The sequence below is a fragment of the Pseudomonas sp. R11-23-07 genome (assembly GCF_003852295.1).
Classification (GTDB): Bacteria; Pseudomonadota; Gammaproteobacteria; order Pseudomonadales; family Pseudomonadaceae; genus Aquipseudomonas.
The window spans coordinates 2,498,696-2,514,734 of the sequence record NZ_CP027761.1 but is presented as its reverse complement, the minus strand read 5'-3'; the positions used below and the strand labels follow the sequence as shown (position 1 = coordinate 2,514,734).

Genomic DNA, 16,039 nt, shown 5'->3' with positions numbered 1-16,039 from the left:
TCCTTAACGACGGATCGCCAGACGCTGTTCCAGGTAACGGAGCAGCATGGCAATGAGGTAACAGGCGGCCACGTAGAGCGCCGTCGTCACCAGCCAGGTTTCGATCACCCGGTAGCTTTCGACGTTGATCTTGCGGGCGTAATAAGTCAGCTCCGGCACCGCAATCGCAGCGGCCAGCGAGGTGTCCTTGAACAGCGAGATAAAGTTGTTCGACAGCGCCGGCAGCACGTTGCGCAGCATCACCGGCACGGTGATATACGCGCGGATACGCCACTCACCCAGGCCGATCGCCAATCCGGCTTCGCGCAAGCCCTTGGGAATGTTCAACAGCCCGGCGCGGAACACTTCGGTCAGATAAGCGCCGGCGTACAGCGACAAGGTGATGATGAACGAAGGGATTTTATCCAGGCGGATCCCCAGCGACGGCAAGGCAAAATAGATCAACAGGATCAGCACCAGGATCGGCGTATTGCGCACCACCGTCACATACACCGAAGCGAACACACGCAACGCCCGGTGCCTGGACAGCATGGCAAACGCCATCAGCAGGCCGATCACGCAGCCGATGGCGATCGACAGCAAAGCCAACTGCAGGCCCAGGCCGAGCCCCGCCAGCAAGGTGTCGAAATCACGCCACACGGCGGCAAAGTTCAGCTGATAGTTCATGGTCGGCAGTACCTGAGTGGGGCGCCATCAAGCACGCCCCGATTGTTCTGGATCACTTGAATTCCACAGGAAAACCAATCGCCGGCTCTGGCAGGTCCACGCCGAACCATTGCTTGAACGACGCCTTGTAGGCGGGGAATTCAACGCCGGTCATGGCCTCATGCAGCGCGGTATTGACGAAGTTCAGCCAGTCCTGGTCGCCACGCTTGACCGCGCACGCGTAGGTCTGCGGGCTCCAGGCGTAGGCCGGGCTGCGGTAGCGGCCGGGGTTTTGCACCATCAGGTATTTGACCGACGACTGATCGGTGGCGGCGGCATCGGCGCGACCGGAGTTCACGGCCTGGTACATCAGGTCGACGCTGTCGTACTGGTCAACCTTGGCCTTGGGCAGCGCCTGGTGGACCAATTCTTCGGCATACACGTTCTGCAGCACGGCCACGGTGACGCCATCGCCCGCCGCCTGCAGGTCTTCGATTTCCTTGTACTTGCTGTTATTCGGCAACAGCAGGCCCACGCCTTCGCGGTAATACGGCAGGGTGAAGGCCACTTGCTGCGCACGGCTGGCGGTGACGGTGATGAACTGGCAACTCATGTCGACCTTGTCGGTCAGCAGGTTGGGAATACGCGCGTCGGAAGACTGCACCACGTACTCGACCTTGCTCGGGTCGTTGAACAAGCCCTTGGCCACGATGCGACCGATGTCGATATCAAACCCCTGCAACTTGCCATCCGCTCCCTGGAAGTGCCACGGCGCATTGGTACTGCCTGTACCCACGATGAGGTGCCCACGCTTGAGCACATCATCGAGCTTGCTGTCCGCTGCCTGCGCAAGGCTGGCAACGGTAGCCGATGCGGCGAAAAGAAAAACACACGCTTTGAACACGGAAGGTCGGTGATGCATGACAAGCACTCCAGGAGTTGTGTATTCCGCTATACCGGAACTTGGTATGTAACAACGGAATAGACAGCAGAAAGTGTGCCATAGGCGCTGAAGGAAACCTATGCCGGGGAGAAATCCTTTATGGATCAGCGAGATAGTTTCTGGAGGGTTTTACGGCGTTGCGCCATCATCCAGCCACGCTGCTACTCAATGCCCCACAACGATGTTACTGCGCACCAACTGTGCGCCCTTGGACTAATCTGTAGAGCGAGCAAGCCCCAACATGAAAGGACCCGCGATGAAATTGAGCCTTGGCCTGTTAATGCTGTGTTTTCTGGTGGCTGGCAACGCCGTGGCCAGCGACCGCCGCGACTGCAAGGAAGAACTGCAAAAACTCAAGGAAGCCTTCGACACCAACTACACCAGCCAGAACCATCATGACTACCGCGACGCCAAAGCGGCCCGCGACAATGAGGAATACCGCAAGTGCGCAAGCCAGGCGCGCAAGGCACGGGAACGGCTGGAGCGTGGGCCGGACCTGTGAAGTTTGACAGTAGACGCGGGTGAGCCAGCGGCTTAGCGTTGGCACACACCCACGCTAGCGGCAGGAGATCACCATGGGCGCAGCCACGCGAACAATTTCCAGCGCAAAGGACTTCCAGCGCGTGCTGAACACACCGCGCCCGGTCTTCATCCTGTTCGTTTCAGAGCACTGCCCTGCCTGCGCCAGCGCGGTCCCCTTATTCGAACAGGTTGCCTGGCAACATCCGTGGATCGTGCGCATGGTGCTCGATTGCGCGCACACCCCAAGGCACCCTGACGTTACCGGTACGCCAACGCTGCTGGTCTACGAGCGCGGCAACAGGGTGGAACTGCACAAGGGTTTCGGCCCCGTGGAGGAGCAACAGCAGTTCGTGCACGCGCTATTCATGCGCTTTGACCGGAGCAAGGCCGCAAAACCACCTGGGTCACCCGCCGCTCTTCAACCGCAGCCACCGTTAATCGCCAGCCCTCATATTCCAGGCTATCGCCCACCACAGGCAGACGGTCGAGCAGGCTCATCAGCAGGCCAGCCAGCGTTTGATAATCCTCGGTAGCCGCCGCCTTGAAGCCGGTGCGCTGACCGACCTGGCTCAGGTTCAGGGCGCCACTGGCGCGAAATCCGTCACCCTCCTCGACGATATCCGGCCCCTCGATTTCGCTGGCGTCCGGCAATTCACCGGCGATGGACTCGAGGATGTCGGTCATGCTCAACACCCCCATGAAGTCGCCGAATTCGTTGATCACAAAGGCGATGTGGGTGGATTCCTGACGCATTTGCTCCAAGGCATTGAGGATCGAAAAGCTCTCCAGCAGGTTGATCGCCCGACGCGCCAGATGCTCAAGGTTCGGCTCGTTGCCGGCCAGATACTCCTTGAGCAACTCCTTTTTGTGCACAAAGCCCAGGGGCTCATCGACCGCGCCGTTGCGGATCAACGGCAGCCGCGAGTAGGACGAATGCATCAGCTTCAGGCGAATACTCTCGGGATCGTCCGCCAGGTCGATGCAGTCGACCTTGGCCCGTGGCGTCATCAACGTGCGGATCGGCCGTTCGGCCAGTTGCAGCACACCGCTGATCATCACCCGTTCGCGTCGGTCGAACAGCGGACCTTGCGCAGTATCCACCTCGCCCAGCAGGTCGGCGACCTCTTCACCCATCTCTTCCACCGCCAGGCTGCGACCGCCGAGCAAGCGCATCACTGCGTGGGCCGTACGCTCGCGCACCGGTAATACGCCTTGCGCCGATTTCTTGCGCCGCGAACGGGCGATCTGGTTGAACACTTCAATCAGGATCGAGAAGCCGATCGCCGCGTACAGGTAGCCTTTCGGAATATGGAAGCCCAGGCCTTCGGCGGTCAGCGCGAAGCCGATCATCATCAGGAAGCCCAGGCACAGCATGATCACGGTCGGGTGCGCGTTGACGAAGCGAGTCAACGGCTTGCTCGCCACGATCATCAGACCGATGGACACGATCACCGCGATCATCATCACCGCCAGCTCATCGACCATGCCCACGGCGGTAATCACCGCATCGAGGGAGAACACGGCGTCGAGCACCACGATCTGCGCCACGATCGGCCAGAACATCGCGTAAGCCACATTGCCCTTATGCTGGGCCACATGCCCTTCCAGGCGCTCATGCAATTCCATGGTGGCCTTGAACAACAGGAACACACCGCCGAACAGCATGATCAGGTCACGGCCGGAGAAGCTCTTGTCGAACACCTCGAACAGCGGCTGGGTCAGTGTCACCAACCAGGAAATACTTGCCAGCAGGCCCAGGCGCATCAGCAAGGCCAGGGACAAACCGATCAGCCGCGCACGGTCGCGCTGCTCCGGCGGCAGCTTGTCCGCCAGGATCGCGATAAACACCAGGTTGTCGATACCCAGCACCAGTTCCAGCACAATCAAGGTCGCCAGGCCGAGCCAGGCCGTTGGATCCGCTAACCATTCCATTTAAAAAGTCTCTGTATTCAAGAACGCCGGGCACGGCGAAGCGCGGTCATGGGACCGGGACAAGGTTAGTCGATGCAATATGGGGCGCTTGGGCGGGAGTCTTGGGGAAAGACGACTGGGAGGCTCCGAGAGGGTGTTCATGCAAGTCCTGAGGTAACGAAAGGACTTGAATCCTACAGCCGTAATACGAATTCCCTACAACGCAAAACTATTACAAAACCTGTCCTAAAAACTCACACAAAACCCATGTGGGAGGGGGCTTGCTCCCGATGGCGGTGTGCCAGTGAGCGCATCTGTCAAGATCGTGCCCACGCTCCCGCGTGGGAATGCAGCCCGTGACGCTCTGCGTCACCGGACGTTGGCGGGACGCGGAGCGTCCCGAGCGGCGTTACCACGCGGAGCGTGGGAACGATCAATCGGGAGCAAGCCCCCTCCCACATTTTGACCGGTGGTGTGTCAGGACTTCCGGGTGGCATCATCCAGCGCGAGGATGGTGTGGGCATTGGTGACGGTCGTTGCCAGGGTATTGATCACCCCCGATCGCAACGCCCCCAAGATCGCTGCCGCCTTCGTATTCTCACTGGCAATCGCCACCACGTCCGGAATGCGGAACAGTTCCTGCACCGTCAGGCCGATGACCCGCCCCTGGATGGCATTGACCGCCGGCTGGCCGTGGATATCGATAAAGTCGTAACCCATCATGTCGCCCACCGTGCCGGACAAGCGTGCCTGGGCGATTTCCTGGGGCGAGAACCAACCCATGCGCACCATGTTGCTGTTTTCGCTCATGTCGCCGATGCCGATCAAGGCAATATCGGCGCGGCGCGCGCGGTCCAGGGTCGAGCGCACCGTGTCGTTATTGATCAACACACCGCGCAGTTCCGGGTTGGCCACCAGCGCCGGGGCGTACAGGCTTTCACTTTCGCCACCAAAGCGCAGGGCCAGGCGCCGGCAGATATGGTCGGGGTTCATGTACTCGCCGGCCTTGAGCGAACCGCCGATGGCGCAGACAAACGTGCAGTTGCGCGTCACCGGCAGAAAGACGTTATCAGCCACCGCGCCGACGTTACGCCCCATGCCCACCGCGACGATCATGCCGTCGCCCAAGGTTTTATTCAGGTAATTGGCCACCAGGCTGGCGACGGCCGAGCGCTGGGTGTCCGGGTCGCTGTGATCGACCGCGATCAACGCGCGATCCAGCTTGAAGCGCTCGACCAGCGCCCGCTCCAGCTCGTTGTTCATCGCCGGGTGCTGCAACACCCGCACCTCGACAATGCCTTCATCGCGTGCACGCTTGAGCAAGCGGCTGACCTTGGCCCGCGACAGATCGAAGCGCTTGGCGATGGCCTCCTGAGTGACGTTCTCGAGGTAATAGAGCATCGCCACTTCGGTCATCTGATCGATATCGCTGGCCATGCGCTGGCTACTGTCACTCATGGGGACGGGCTTCCGTTTCGGCGTCAAAGGCGCATTCTCCCGACTCTTGCCCCGCGCCGTCCACTATTGATGCCCATCGCGCTCGATCGCGCTGATGCGTGCGACCTTGGCCCCGGAGCGTGCAGCCTCGAACTCCGAGGCCAGGAACGCGGTGACGACGCTCTTGGCCAGTTCAGCGCCGATGACCCGCGCGCCGATGGACAGGATCTGCGCATCGTTGCTCTTTCGCGCACGCTCGGCCGAGTAGGTGTCGTGGGCCTGGGCCGCACGAATGCCGAACACTTTGTTGGCGGAAATAGCCATGCCGATCCCGGTGCCACAAACCAGCACGCCGAGACGCTGCTGCCCAGCGGTGATGGCATTGGCTACGGCCAGGGCAATGTCCGGATACAGCACAGGCGCGGTGGAATGCGTGCCGAAATCGGTCACCGGGTAACCCAGCGCTTCGATATGCCGCTTCAACAATTCCTTGAGCTCAAAGCCCGCTTCATCGCATCCGATAGCCACCGGGAAAGGTGTGTTCATGGCGTCTGGCTCCGCTGCCGTCATCGTACTTACGACTGATCATATGATCACTCAATGAAATTTCGCTCAGGCATTTCTCGGGTATACGGGCCGTTCTGTCAAGCGCGTTTTTATCGAAGCTCCCGATAATGCGGCATTAAAAATGAATACTGCCACGCTAGATGAGAATCATCGCTTTCAAGTGAAAGAGATTGACTGATCAGAATTTCATTTGGTACACATATGCTCAAAGCGAAACATGACTGTGCGACCTAATAAGAATTCACAGCACGAGGACACGCCGATGGCCACGCCATTACTGCTCCAGGCTGAACACGTCGCCAAGGCTTACGCCGGGGTCCCTGCCCTGCGTGACGGGCGCCTCTCTCTGCGGGCCGGCAGCGTGCATGCCCTGTGTGGCGGCAACGGCGCCGGCAAGTCGACCTTCCTGAGCATCCTGATGGGCATCACCCCGCGCGACGCCGGCAGCATCCTGCTCAATGGCGTTGCCGTGCAGTTCAACCGCCCGAGCGAAGCCTTGGCGGCGGGGATCGCGATGATCACCCAGGAGCTGGAACCCATTCCCTACATGAGCGTCGCCGAAAACATCTGGCTGGGCCGCGAACCGCGCCGCGCCGGTTGCATTGTCGACAGCAAGGCCCTCAACCGCCGCACCCGCGAGCTGCTCGAAGGCCTGGAGTTCGACGTCGACCCCACCAGCCCCATGCACCGCTTGAGCGTGGCGCAGATCCAACTGGTGGAAATCGCCAAGGCGTTCAGCCATGACTGCCAGGTGATGATCATGGACGAACCCACCTCGGCCATCGGCGAGCGCGAGGCAGAAACCCTGTTCAAGGCGATTCGCCGCCTCACTGCACGCGGCGCCGGCATTGTGTACGTGTCGCATCGCCTGAGCGAGTTGGCGCAGATCGCCGACGACTACAGCATCTTTCGCGATGGCGCCTTTGTGGAAAGCGGACGCATGGCCGATATCGACCGCAACCATCTGGTGCGCGGCATCGTCGGCCAGGAGCTGACGCGGATCGATCACAAGGTCGGCCGTGAATGCGCCGCCGCCACCTGCCTGCAAGTCGACAACCTGAGCCGCAATGGCGAGTTTCACGACATCAGCCTGCAACTGCGCCAGGGCGAAATCCTCGGCATTTACGGCCTGATGGGCTCGGGGCGCAGCGAATTCCTCAATTGCATCTACGGCCTGACCACGCCGGACTCCGGCAGCGTCACCCTGCAAGGCAAGCCCATGCCTGTCGGGCTGCCCAAGGCGACCATCAACGCCGGCATGTCGCTGGTCACCGAAGACCGCAAGGACAGCGGCCTGGTACTGACCGGCAGCATTCTTTCCAACATTGCGCTGTCGGCCTACAAGCGTTTGTCGAGCTGGTCGCTGATCAACGCACGCAAGGAAACCCAATTGGCTGAAAACATGGTCAAGCGCCTGCAGATCAAGACCAGCTCCCTGGACCTGCCGGTGGCCTCCATGAGCGGCGGCAACCAGCAGAAAGTGGTGCTCGCCAAATGCTTGTCCACCGAACCGATCTGCCTGCTCTGCGATGAACCGACCCGGGGCATCGATGAAGGCGCCAAGCAAGAGATCTACCACTTGCTCGACCAGTTCGTACGCGCCGGGGGCGCGGCCATCGTGGTGTCGTCGGAAGCCCCGGAGCTGCTGCACCTGAGCGATCGCATCGCTGTATTCAAGGGCGGCCGGCTGGTGACTATCAGCAGCGACACCGCCCTTTCCCAGGAAGCCTTGTTGAGTCTTGCCTCATGAATGCCAAAACGATTGTTGCGCCCGTTACCGCCGCACCGCGCAACCGCCTGCGCCTGTCCCTCGACCGCTTCGGCCTGCCGCTGGTGTTTATCTTGCTGTGCGTGGTGATGGCGTTTTCCAGCGAGTACTTCATGACCTGGCGCAATTGGATGGACATCCTGCGCCAGACCTCCATCAACGGCATCCTTGCCGTGGGCATGACCTATGTGATCCTGACCAAGGGCATCGACCTCTCGGTGGGGTCGATCCTGGCGTTTGCCGGGTTGTGCAGCGCCATGGTCGCGACCCAGGGCTATGGCCTGCTGGCGGCGGTCAGCGCGGGGATGTTCGCTGGGGCGATGCTTGGCGTGGTCAACGGCTTCATGGTCGCCAACCTGTCGATCCCGCCGTTCGTGGCCACCCTCGGCATGCTCAGCATTGCCCGCGGCATGACCTTCATCCTCAACGACGGCAGCCCGATCACCGACCTGCCCGACGCCTACCTGGCGCTGGGCATCGGCAAGATCGGCCCGATTGGCGTGCCGATCATCATCTTCGCAGTGGTCGCGCTGATCTTCTGGATGGTGCTGCGCTACACCACGTACGGGCGCTATGTGTACGCGGTGGGCGGCAATGAAAAAAGCGCGCGCACCTCCGGTATCGGTGTGCGCAAGGTGATGTTCTCGGTGTATGTGGTGTCGGGCCTGCTGGCCGGACTGGCCGGCGTAGTGCTGTCGGCGCGCACTACCTCCGCCCTGCCCCAGGCCGGGGTTTCCTATGAGCTGGATGCGATTGCCGCCGTGGTGATCGGGGGTACCAGCCTGTCGGGCGGCACCGGCAGCATCGTCGGCACATTGTTCGGTGCGTTGTTGATCGGCGTGATCAACAACGGGCTGAACCTGCTCGGCGTGTCCTCCTATTACCAGCAGGTCGCCAAGGGCCTGATCATCGTGTTTGCAGTACTGATCGACGTGTGGCGCAAGAAAAAACGCTAGAGAACGACCCACAACAATAACCGGAGTTCTACTTATGAAACTGGGTACCACCTTGGCCGCTGCGGCGACCTTTACCCTGCTGGCCAGCAGTATCGCCCTGGCCGCCGATGGCAAGACCTACAAGATCGGCGCCGCCGTCTACGGCCTCAAGGGCCAGTTCATGCAGAACTGGGTCCGTGAGCTCAAGGAACACCCTGCGGTCAAGGACGGCACCGTGCAATTGACCGTGTTCGACGGCAACTACGACGCGCTGACGCAGAACAACCAGATCGAAAACATGGTGACCCAGCGCTACGACGCGATTCTGTTCGTGCCCATCGATACCAAGGCCGGCGTCGGTACGGTGAAAGCCGCCATGAGCAACGACGTGGTGGTCATCGCCTCCAATACGAAAGTAGCCGATGCCAACGTGCCGTATGTGGGTAATGACGATGTCGAAGGCGGCCGCTTGCAGGCCCAGGCCATGGTCGACAAGCTCAATGGCAAGGGCAACGTGGTGATCATCCAGGGCCCGATTGGCCAGTCGGCACAGATCGACCGGGAAAAGGGCGAACTGGAAGTGCTGGGCAAACACCCGGACATCAAGATCATCGAGAAAAAAACCGCCAACTGGGACCGCGCCCAGGCGCTGACCCTCACCGAAGACTGGCTGAACGCCCACCCCAAAGGCATCAATGGCGTCATCGCCCAGAACGACGACATGGCCCTCGGTGCGGTACAGGCGTTGAAGTCCCATGGGCTGACTTCCAAGGACGTGCCCGTCACCTCCATCGACGGCATGCCGGATGCGATCCAGGCGGCGAAAAAAGACGAAGTCACCACCTTCCTCCAGGATGCCCAGGCCCAGTCCCAGGGTGCGCTGGACGTGGCGTTGCGCGCATTGGCCGGCAAGGACTACAAGCCGCAATCGGTGATCTGGGCGCGCTACGGCAACGACGTGAAATGGGGGGATGGCACGGCCAAGAACTACATCCTGCCGTGGGTGCCGGTTACGAATGCCAATGCCGATGCGCTGTACAAGCAGGTCAGTGGCGGTAAGTAGTTATTGACTTGAAATACAAGCAAGTGTGGGAGGGGGCTTGCTCCCGATAGCGGTGTGTCAGTCGCCTGATTTATCACTGTTACACCGCCATCGGGAGCAAGCCCCCTCCCACATTGGATCTCCAGCGTTATTGAAAGAGGAGTCATTCATGTCAGGTTTCTGGAACCAAGCCTTCGACCTCAGCGGCCGTTGCGCCGTGATCACTGGGGGCGCCGCCGGCATCGGCCTGGCCTGCGCCAGCCTGCTGGCGGAACGTGGTGCACGCGTGGCCCTGCTGGACCGCGATCCGGCAGTGGTCGAGGTGGCCGCCCGCCTCGGTGCCGGGCACCTGGGCATTGCCGTCGACCTCGGCCAGATCGGCCAGATACAACCCACTATCGATCACGTTTTCGAACAGTTCCAACGCCTGGATTACCTGGTCAATAGCGCCGGCGTGGTGTTGCTGGACAAGGCCGTCGAGGTCAGCGAAAGCGCCTGGGACACCACCCTGGATATCAACCTCAAGGCCAGCTTCTTCGTGGCCCAGGCCTGTGCCCGCCACATGCTGGCCCAGGGCAGCGGGCGCATCGTCAATCTCGCCTCCCAGGCTGCCGTGATCGGCCTGGACCGCCACGTCGCCTACTGCGCGAGCAAGGCCGCCATTGTCGGCATGACCAAGGTATTGGCCATGGAATGGGCGCCGCAGATCAACGTCAACGCCATCTCCCCCACCATCGTCGAGACCGCCCTGGGCAAGAAAGCTTGGGCCGGCGCCGTGGGCGAACGGGCCAAGGCGCAGATCCCGGCGGGACGGTTTGCCCAGCCCGAGGAAATCGCCGGGCTGGCACTTTACCTGCTCAGCGATGCCGCGCAGATGATCACAGGCGCGAACATGCTGATCGACGGCGGCTACAGCATTCAGTAATCATCTTTATGTCGTGAGGGTTTGTCATGTCCACCGTTACCGAACGCAGTGCTGAACAACTCGCTCCAGTCATCCCGAAAACCATGCAGGCCGTGGTGTGCCATGGCCCGGAAGACTATCGCCTGGAAACCGTCGACGTGCCCACACCGGGGCCTGATGAAATTCTCACCAAGGTCGAGCTGTGCGGCATCTGCATGGGCGACATCAAGACCTACCGCGGCGCGCCGTCGTTCTGGGGCGATGCCGAGCAGCCACGCTACGTGAAACCGCCGATGATCCCCGGGCATGAATTCGTGTGCCGTGTGGTTGCCCTTGGCCCAGGCGCGGAAAAACGCGGCGTGGCAGTCGGTGAGCGGGTGATTTCCGAGCAGATCGTGCCGTGCTGGGGCTGCCGGTTCTGCAACCACGGCCAATACTGGATGTGCCAGAAGCATGACCTCTACGGCTTCCAGAACAATGTGCAGGGCGCCATGGCCCAGTACATGATTTTCACCAAGGAAGGCATCATCCATAAGGTGCCGGAATCCATCGCCCCGGATGAAGCGATCCTGATCGAACCCCTGGCCTGCTCGCTGCACGCGGCAGAACGCGCCAATGTCGACCACGACGACATCGTAGTGGTCGCCGGCGCCGGCACCCTGGGCCTGGGCATCATCGGCGCGGTGCGTCTGCGCAACCCGAAAAAACTCATCGTGCTGGACATGAAACCCGAACGCGCCGCCCTGGCCCTGCGCATGGGCGCCGACGAAGTGTGGAACCCGGCCGAGGTCGACGTGCTGGCGAAAATCCGCGCGATCACCGATGGCTACGGCTGCGACATCTATATCGAAGCCACCGGGCACCACAAGGCAGTGAACCAGGGCCTGGCGATGCTGCGCAAATTGGGACGTTTCGTTGAATTCAGCGTGTTCAATGATGAAGCCACGGTGGATTGGTCGATCATCGGCGACCGCAAGGAGCTCGATATTCTCGGCTCGCACCTGGGGCCATATATGTACCCGCGCGCCATCGACTTTATTGGCAGTCGCAAGATCGACATGCGCGATGTGGTAACCCATAAGTTTGCGCTGGCGGATTTCAAGGAAGCGTTTGCGGTGATGGAGCGTGGCGACAAGTCGCTCAAGGTGGTACTTGAGCCCTAAGCACACCACAGATCCATGTGGGAGGGGGCTTGCCCCTCCCACACCGGATAGCGGTGAACCAATAAAAAAACAGGAACCCGCGTTATGAATCGAGTCATCAACGATCCGGACCAAGTGGTCGAAGACATGCTGCGCGGCGTCCTGGTCGCGCACCCTGAACTGCGCCAGTACGAAGCCAACCCACGAGTCATCGTCAAGGCCAAGCCCTCGGCCCAGGGCCGTGTCGGCATCGTCACCGGCGGTGGTTCCGGGCATGAACCGGCCTTTCTCGGCTACGTCGGCCCGGGCCTGGTGGATGCGGTGGCGGTCGGCGAGATTTTCTCCTCACCCACTGCCAAGAGCTTTTTCGACGCCTTCCGCGCTGCCGACCATGGCGCGGGCGTGGCCTGCCTGTACGGCAACTACGCGGGTGACAACATGAACGTGAAGCTGGCGATGAAAATGGCCGCCAGCAAAGACATGCGTATTCGCACCGTGGTCGCCAACGACGACGTCGCCTCCGCCCCCCAGGCGGATATCGCCAAGCGGCGCGGCGTGGCCGGGGAAATCTTCATGTGGAAGATCGGCGGAGCCGCCGCCGCCCAGCATTACGACCTGGACGGTGTGATTCGCGTCGCGCAGAAAACCGTCGACCACTGTCGCTCGATCGGCATCGGCCTCACGCCCTGCACCATCGCCGCAGTGGGCAAGCCGAACTTCCAGATCCCCGACGGCCAGATGGAGCTGGGCATCGGCCATCACGGCGAACCGGGCATCGAAGTGATTCCCATCGAGTCCGCCGCCGCCATGGCCGAGCGCATGCTTGCCCCCATCCTCGCAGACCGCGACTTCAGCCAGGACGACAGCGTGGTGGTGCTGGTCTCCGGTCTCGGCGCCACGCCGGTGATGGAGCTGTACGTGTTCTATGCCGAGGTGGAACGCCAGCTCACGGCCAAGGGTTTGAAGATTCACCGCTGCTATGTCGGCAACTACTTCACCTCCCTGGAAATGATGGGCGTAACCCTGACCCTGCTCGGCCTGGACGCGGAGCTGAAAACCCTGATCGACCAACCCTGCCGTTCCATCGGCATGACCCAGGCGGAGTGAACCATGAGTGAGCATTTTTCCAGCCACGACGGCAGCGCCATCGTCGCCGACCTGGTCAGCGTGATCGTGGCCAACCGTGACTACCTCAGCGAAATCGACGGTGCGATTGGCGACGGTGACCACGGCATCAACATGGCCAAAGGCTTCGCCCATTGTGGGCGCGCGCTTGAAGGTCGCCAACTGACCCTGGCGGCAGCCTTGGACGAACTGACCCTGAGCCTGATGGAGGGCATCGGCGGTTCGATGGGCCCGTTGTATGGCAGCCTGTTTATCGGCATGGCCGACGAAGTGCGCGGCAGTGAAGACATCGACGCCGCCACCTTCGCCCGCTTGCTGCGCGGCGGCCTGACGTCGTTGCAGGACATTACCGAGGCGGGTGTGGGTGACAAGTGTTTGATGGACACCCTGATTCCGGCGGTGGAAGCCTTTGAGCGAGCGCATGCCGATGGGGCCTCGTTCAACACGGCGCTGGAAGCAATGAAAAGCGCTGCTTCCCAGGGGCGTGATTCGACCAGGGACCTGGTGGCGAAGATCGGCAGGGCCAGCCGCCTGGGTGAACGCTCGCTAGGGGCGCTGGATGCTGGGGCGGTGTCGTGCTGCTTGATTCTCACGCGGCTGGCAGACTCCATCCAGCCCCGCTTGAACTGACCGGTGATCGTTCCCACGCTCCGCGTGGGAATACAGCCCTGGACGCTCCGCGTCCCGCCTGCGCGAGGGTGACGCAGAGCGTCACGGGATGCGCGCCCACGCAGAGCGTGGGAGCGATCGAGTTGGTAGTGGGTTACCAGAACCGCTGCTGAGTCAGCCGGCTCCACCAGGTCAGTAGCACCCGGTCCACCGAACCACTGGCCGCCAGCCCTACCCGCTCCTGCAGGCTTTTACGCTCGGCGTAGTGCAGGTGGAACACCTCGGCGGTCTTGGCCTTGGTGGCCAGGTATTCGTCGCTGGTCTGCAGCTCGTCGACCAGTTGCTTGTCGAGGGCGGCAACACCCAGCCACACTTCTCCGGTGGCTACCTCGTCAATCGCCAACTGCGGGCGATAACGCGAGACGAAGTTCTTGAACAATTGGTGCGTGATGTCCAGGTCTTCCTGGAATTTCTCGCGCCCCTTCTCGGTGTTTTCGCCAAACACCGTCAGCGTGCGCTTGTATTCGCCGGCGGTGAGCACTTCGAAGTCGATATCATGCTTTTTCAGCAGGCGGTTGACGTTGGGCAACTGGGCAACCACGCCGATGGAACCGAGGATCGCGAACGGGGCGCTGATGATCTTCTCGCCGATGCACGCCATCATATAACCGCCGCTGGCCGCGACCTTGTCGATGCACACGGTCAATGGCACGCCCGCTTGACGAATACGCGCCAGTTGGGAAGAGGCCAGGCCGTAGCTGTGCACCATGCCGCCGCCGCTTTCCAGGCGCAGCACCACTTCGTCCTTGGGCGTGGCCAGGCTCAGCAGTGCGGTGATTTCATGGCGCAGGCTTTCGGTGGCGGAGGCCTTGATGTCACCGTCGAAATCCAGCACGAATACCCGCGCCTTAGGCTCGGGCTTCTTCTTGCCCTGCTTTTTTTCGGCTTTGCTTTCGGATTTGCGCAGGGCCTTGAGCTGGTCCTTGTCGAGCAGGCTCGATTCCAGGCGCTCGCGCAAGCCCTTGTAGAAATCGTTCAGCTTGCTGACCTGCAACTGGCCAGCGGATTTGCGACGCCCTTTGCTGCGCAGCGCCGCGAAGCTGATCAGCACCACCAGAATAGCGACCACCAGGGTGACGGTCTTCGCCAGAAAGCTCGCATATTCGGCCAAAAAATCCATATGTCTCCTTAAGAATGCACTGCGCCAGGCGCGGATGGCCCAGCATACCGGCGCTAATGCCCGCGGACCAGTGCCCAAACCGCCACCAGCGCACCTCTAACAGGCTTTTAAAACAAGCGTATGTTTTTTCATTGACAGCTCGCGGGCATCCTCATAACCTCGCCAGACTTTCAACGTACCGGGAAAACGGACGTGGGCAGCATCTATCTGATTCGACATGGCCAGGCCTCCTTCGGTGCAGACGACTATGACGTGCTGTCGCCCGTTGGCGTGGAACAAGCCCAGGTACTCGGTCGCCACCTGGCCGACCTGGGGCTGAGGTTCGATCGTTGCCTGTCGGGTGACCTGCGCCGCCAGCAGCACACCGCCACCGCCACGTTCGATCAATACAGCGCCCTCGGCCTGCCGGTTCCGCCGCTGGAAATCGACAGCGCGTTCAACGAATTCGACGGCGAGGCGATTATTCGCGGCCTGCTCCCCGACCTGCTCGGCGCCGAACCCGACGCCGTGCACATCCTGCGCAATGGTGCGCAAAACCGCAGCGAATTCCAGCGCATCTTCGCCCTGATCATCGAGCGCTGGCTGGCCGGCACCTACGACCCGCCGGGACTGGAAAGCTGGCTGGGGTTTGTCGAACGTGTCCAGGGCGGCTTGCAGCGCATCCTTGAAGCGGCCGACAACTCGCACAAGATCGCGGTATTTACCTCCGGCGGCACCATCACCGCCCTGCTCCACCTGATTACCCGGATGCCGGCCGCCCAGGCATTCGAACTGAACTGGCAAATTGTCAACACCTCGCTCAACCAACTGAAATTCCGTGGTCGCGAGGTGGCACTGGCTTCCTTCAACAGTCATACCCACTTGCAGCTGTTGAAGGCGCCGCAGTTCATCACTTTCCGATGAATGCGGCCAACCGTGACCCCAAGGTCACTGGACTCTACCCTAAAGGATCGAAACCATGACTGACGTAGCTAAAGCCGTAGAAGCAATGAAAGCCAAATTCAACCCAGCCGCTGCTGAAGGCCTGGACCTGGTATTCGGTTTCCGTATCGACGACACCAAGAACTTTTCGCTGGTGGTCAAAGACAAGACCTGCGAACTGCAGGAAGGTGAAAACCCGGACGCTCAAGTGACCCTGGTGATGGACAGCGAAACCCTGGAAGGCATTGTCGACGGCTCCACCGACGGCATGCAGGCCTTCATGGGCGGCAAACTGCGCACCGAAGGCGACATGATGCTGGCCATGAAGCTGAGCGAACTGTTTCCTTCCTGATTCCAGGGCAATCCTGAGTCAGATAAAGATCCAGGG

Annotated in this window: 16 protein-coding genes and 1 pseudogene; 11 read left to right on the top strand and 6 right to left on the bottom strand. The window is 61.2% G+C overall.

Annotated elements, in window-relative coordinates; genetic code table 11:
- Positions 1 to 3: 3 nt before the first annotated feature.
- Both C4J84_RS11460 and C4J84_RS11455 read right to left on the bottom strand, forming a co-directional pair.
- Complete coding sequence (locus tag C4J84_RS11460) at positions 4 to 666, bottom strand: amino acid ABC transporter permease (RefSeq protein ID WP_124362609.1); 663 nt, start codon at positions 664 to 666, stop codon at positions 4 to 6.
- Between the two features lie 52 nt (positions 667 to 718).
- Positions 719 to 1,567: a transporter substrate-binding domain-containing protein gene (locus C4J84_RS11455; RefSeq protein WP_124362608.1), complete on the bottom strand. Its 849-nt coding sequence runs from the start codon at positions 1,565 to 1,567 to the stop codon at positions 719 to 721.
- A 277-nt stretch (positions 1,568 to 1,844) separates the two neighbouring features.
- Here C4J84_RS11455 and C4J84_RS11450 point away from each other — a divergent pair, with 277 nt between their 5' ends.
- Together C4J84_RS11450 and C4J84_RS11445 are read left to right on the top strand one after the other, a co-directional pair.
- Complete coding sequence (locus C4J84_RS11450; RefSeq protein WP_124370517.1) at positions 1,845 to 2,090, top strand: hypothetical protein; 246 nt, start codon at positions 1,845 to 1,847, stop codon at positions 2,088 to 2,090.
- A gap of 73 nt (positions 2,091 to 2,163) precedes the next feature.
- Positions 2,164 to 2,448: pseudogene (locus C4J84_RS11445) on the top strand (thioredoxin family protein); the annotation flags it as partial.
- Positions 2,449 to 2,473: 25 nt separating this feature from the next.
- Here C4J84_RS11445 and C4J84_RS11440 read toward each other — a convergent pair.
- From C4J84_RS11440 to rpiB, 3 genes are all read right to left on the bottom strand, one after another.
- Positions 2,474 to 4,042 carry a TerC family protein gene (locus C4J84_RS11440; protein ID WP_124435353.1) on the bottom strand — a complete coding sequence of 523 codons (1,569 nt, stop codon included), beginning with the start codon at positions 4,040 to 4,042 and terminating at the stop codon, positions 2,474 to 2,476.
- 456 nt (positions 4,043 to 4,498) lie between these two features.
- A complete protein-coding gene (locus C4J84_RS11430) occupies positions 4,499 to 5,479 on the bottom strand; it encodes a sugar-binding transcriptional regulator (RefSeq protein ID WP_124435352.1) in 981 nt (326 codons plus the stop codon).
- Between the two features lie 63 nt (positions 5,480 to 5,542).
- On the bottom strand, positions 5,543 to 6,004 hold the full coding sequence (rpiB, locus tag C4J84_RS11425; protein WP_124435351.1) for a ribose 5-phosphate isomerase B: 462 nt from the start codon (positions 6,002 to 6,004) through the stop codon (positions 5,543 to 5,545).
- 283 nt (positions 6,005 to 6,287) lie between these two features.
- Here rpiB and C4J84_RS11420 point away from each other — a divergent pair, with 283 nt between their 5' ends.
- The 7 genes from C4J84_RS11420 (at position 6,288) to dhaL (ending at position 13,571) form a co-directional block, all read left to right on the top strand.
- A complete protein-coding gene (locus tag C4J84_RS11420; RefSeq protein ID WP_124370514.1) occupies positions 6,288 to 7,775 on the top strand; it encodes a sugar ABC transporter ATP-binding protein in 1,488 nt (495 codons plus the stop codon).
- A complete protein-coding gene (locus C4J84_RS11415; protein WP_124362600.1) occupies positions 7,772 to 8,749 on the top strand; it encodes an ABC transporter permease in 978 nt (325 codons plus the stop codon). The genes C4J84_RS11420 and C4J84_RS11415 overlap by 4 nt, the downstream gene beginning before the upstream one ends.
- A gap of 34 nt (positions 8,750 to 8,783) precedes the next feature.
- Positions 8,784 to 9,791 (top strand): substrate-binding domain-containing protein, encoded by a 1,008-nt coding sequence (locus C4J84_RS11410; RefSeq protein WP_124366823.1) that lies wholly within the window; start codon positions 8,784 to 8,786, stop codon positions 9,789 to 9,791.
- A 148-nt stretch (positions 9,792 to 9,939) separates the two neighbouring features.
- Positions 9,940 to 10,695 (top strand): SDR family oxidoreductase, encoded by a 756-nt coding sequence (locus tag C4J84_RS11405; RefSeq protein ID WP_124435350.1) that lies wholly within the window; start codon positions 9,940 to 9,942, stop codon positions 10,693 to 10,695.
- A gap of 26 nt (positions 10,696 to 10,721) precedes the next feature.
- Positions 10,722 to 11,837: a zinc-binding dehydrogenase gene (locus C4J84_RS11400; RefSeq protein WP_124370510.1), complete on the top strand. Its 1,116-nt coding sequence runs from the start codon at positions 10,722 to 10,724 to the stop codon at positions 11,835 to 11,837.
- Between the two features lie 84 nt (positions 11,838 to 11,921).
- Positions 11,922 to 12,923, top strand: a complete 1,002-nt coding sequence (locus tag C4J84_RS11395) for a dihydroxyacetone kinase subunit DhaK (RefSeq protein WP_124435349.1) — start codon at positions 11,922 to 11,924, stop codon at positions 12,921 to 12,923.
- Between the two features lie 3 nt (positions 12,924 to 12,926).
- The gene (dhaL, locus tag C4J84_RS11390) at positions 12,927 to 13,571 is read left to right on the top strand and encodes a dihydroxyacetone kinase subunit DhaL (protein ID WP_124435348.1); all 645 of its coding nucleotides are present in this window, start codon (positions 12,927 to 12,929) and stop codon (positions 13,569 to 13,571) included.
- Positions 13,572 to 13,704: 133 nt separating this feature from the next.
- Here dhaL and sohB read toward each other — a convergent pair whose 3' ends face one another.
- On the bottom strand, positions 13,705 to 14,730 hold the full coding sequence (gene sohB, locus C4J84_RS11385; RefSeq protein WP_124370507.1) for a protease SohB: 1,026 nt from the start codon (positions 14,728 to 14,730) through the stop codon (positions 13,705 to 13,707).
- 192 nt (positions 14,731 to 14,922) lie between these two features.
- On the opposite strand from sohB, the gene C4J84_RS11380 reads away from it, so the two are divergent.
- Complete coding sequence (locus C4J84_RS11380; protein WP_124435347.1) at positions 14,923 to 15,633, top strand: histidine phosphatase family protein; 711 nt, start codon at positions 14,923 to 14,925, stop codon at positions 15,631 to 15,633.
- 55 nt (positions 15,634 to 15,688) lie between these two features.
- The gene (locus C4J84_RS11375; protein WP_124362592.1) at positions 15,689 to 16,003 is read left to right on the top strand and encodes an SCP2 sterol-binding domain-containing protein; all 315 of its coding nucleotides are present in this window, start codon (positions 15,689 to 15,691) and stop codon (positions 16,001 to 16,003) included.
- Positions 16,004 to 16,039: the final 36 nt, after the last annotated feature.

Coding starts and splice junctions, on each gene's coding strand:
- C4J84_RS11405 (WP_124435350.1), top strand. CDS start 9,940: ATGTCAGGTTTCTGGAACCAAGCCTTCGACCTCAGCGGCCGTTGCGCC.
- C4J84_RS11430 (WP_124435352.1), bottom strand. CDS start 5,479: ATGAGTGACAGTAGCCAGCGCATGGCCAGCGATATCGATCAGATGACC.
- C4J84_RS11395 (WP_124435349.1), top strand. CDS start 11,922: ATGAATCGAGTCATCAACGATCCGGACCAAGTGGTCGAAGACATGCTG.
- C4J84_RS11460 (WP_124362609.1), bottom strand. CDS start 666: ATGAACTATCAGCTGAACTTTGCCGCCGTGTGGCGTGATTTCGACACC.
- C4J84_RS11450 (WP_124370517.1), top strand. CDS start 1,845: ATGAAATTGAGCCTTGGCCTGTTAATGCTGTGTTTTCTGGTGGCTGGC.
- C4J84_RS11400 (WP_124370510.1), top strand. CDS start 10,722: ATGTCCACCGTTACCGAACGCAGTGCTGAACAACTCGCTCCAGTCATC.
- dhaL (WP_124435348.1), top strand. CDS start 12,927: ATGAGTGAGCATTTTTCCAGCCACGACGGCAGCGCCATCGTCGCCGAC.
- C4J84_RS11410 (WP_124366823.1), top strand. CDS start 8,784: ATGAAACTGGGTACCACCTTGGCCGCTGCGGCGACCTTTACCCTGCTG.
- rpiB (WP_124435351.1), bottom strand. CDS start 6,004: ATGAACACACCTTTCCCGGTGGCTATCGGATGCGATGAAGCGGGCTTT.
- C4J84_RS11420 (WP_124370514.1), top strand. CDS start 6,288: ATGGCCACGCCATTACTGCTCCAGGCTGAACACGTCGCCAAGGCTTAC.
- C4J84_RS11375 (WP_124362592.1), top strand. CDS start 15,689: ATGACTGACGTAGCTAAAGCCGTAGAAGCAATGAAAGCCAAATTCAAC.
- sohB (WP_124370507.1), bottom strand. CDS start 14,730: ATGGATTTTTTGGCCGAATATGCGAGCTTTCTGGCGAAGACCGTCACC.
- C4J84_RS11440 (WP_124435353.1), bottom strand. CDS start 4,042: ATGGAATGGTTAGCGGATCCAACGGCCTGGCTCGGCCTGGCGACCTTG.
- C4J84_RS11455 (WP_124362608.1), bottom strand. CDS start 1,567: ATGCATCACCGACCTTCCGTGTTCAAAGCGTGTGTTTTTCTTTTCGCC.
- C4J84_RS11415 (WP_124362600.1), top strand. CDS start 7,772: ATGAATGCCAAAACGATTGTTGCGCCCGTTACCGCCGCACCGCGCAAC.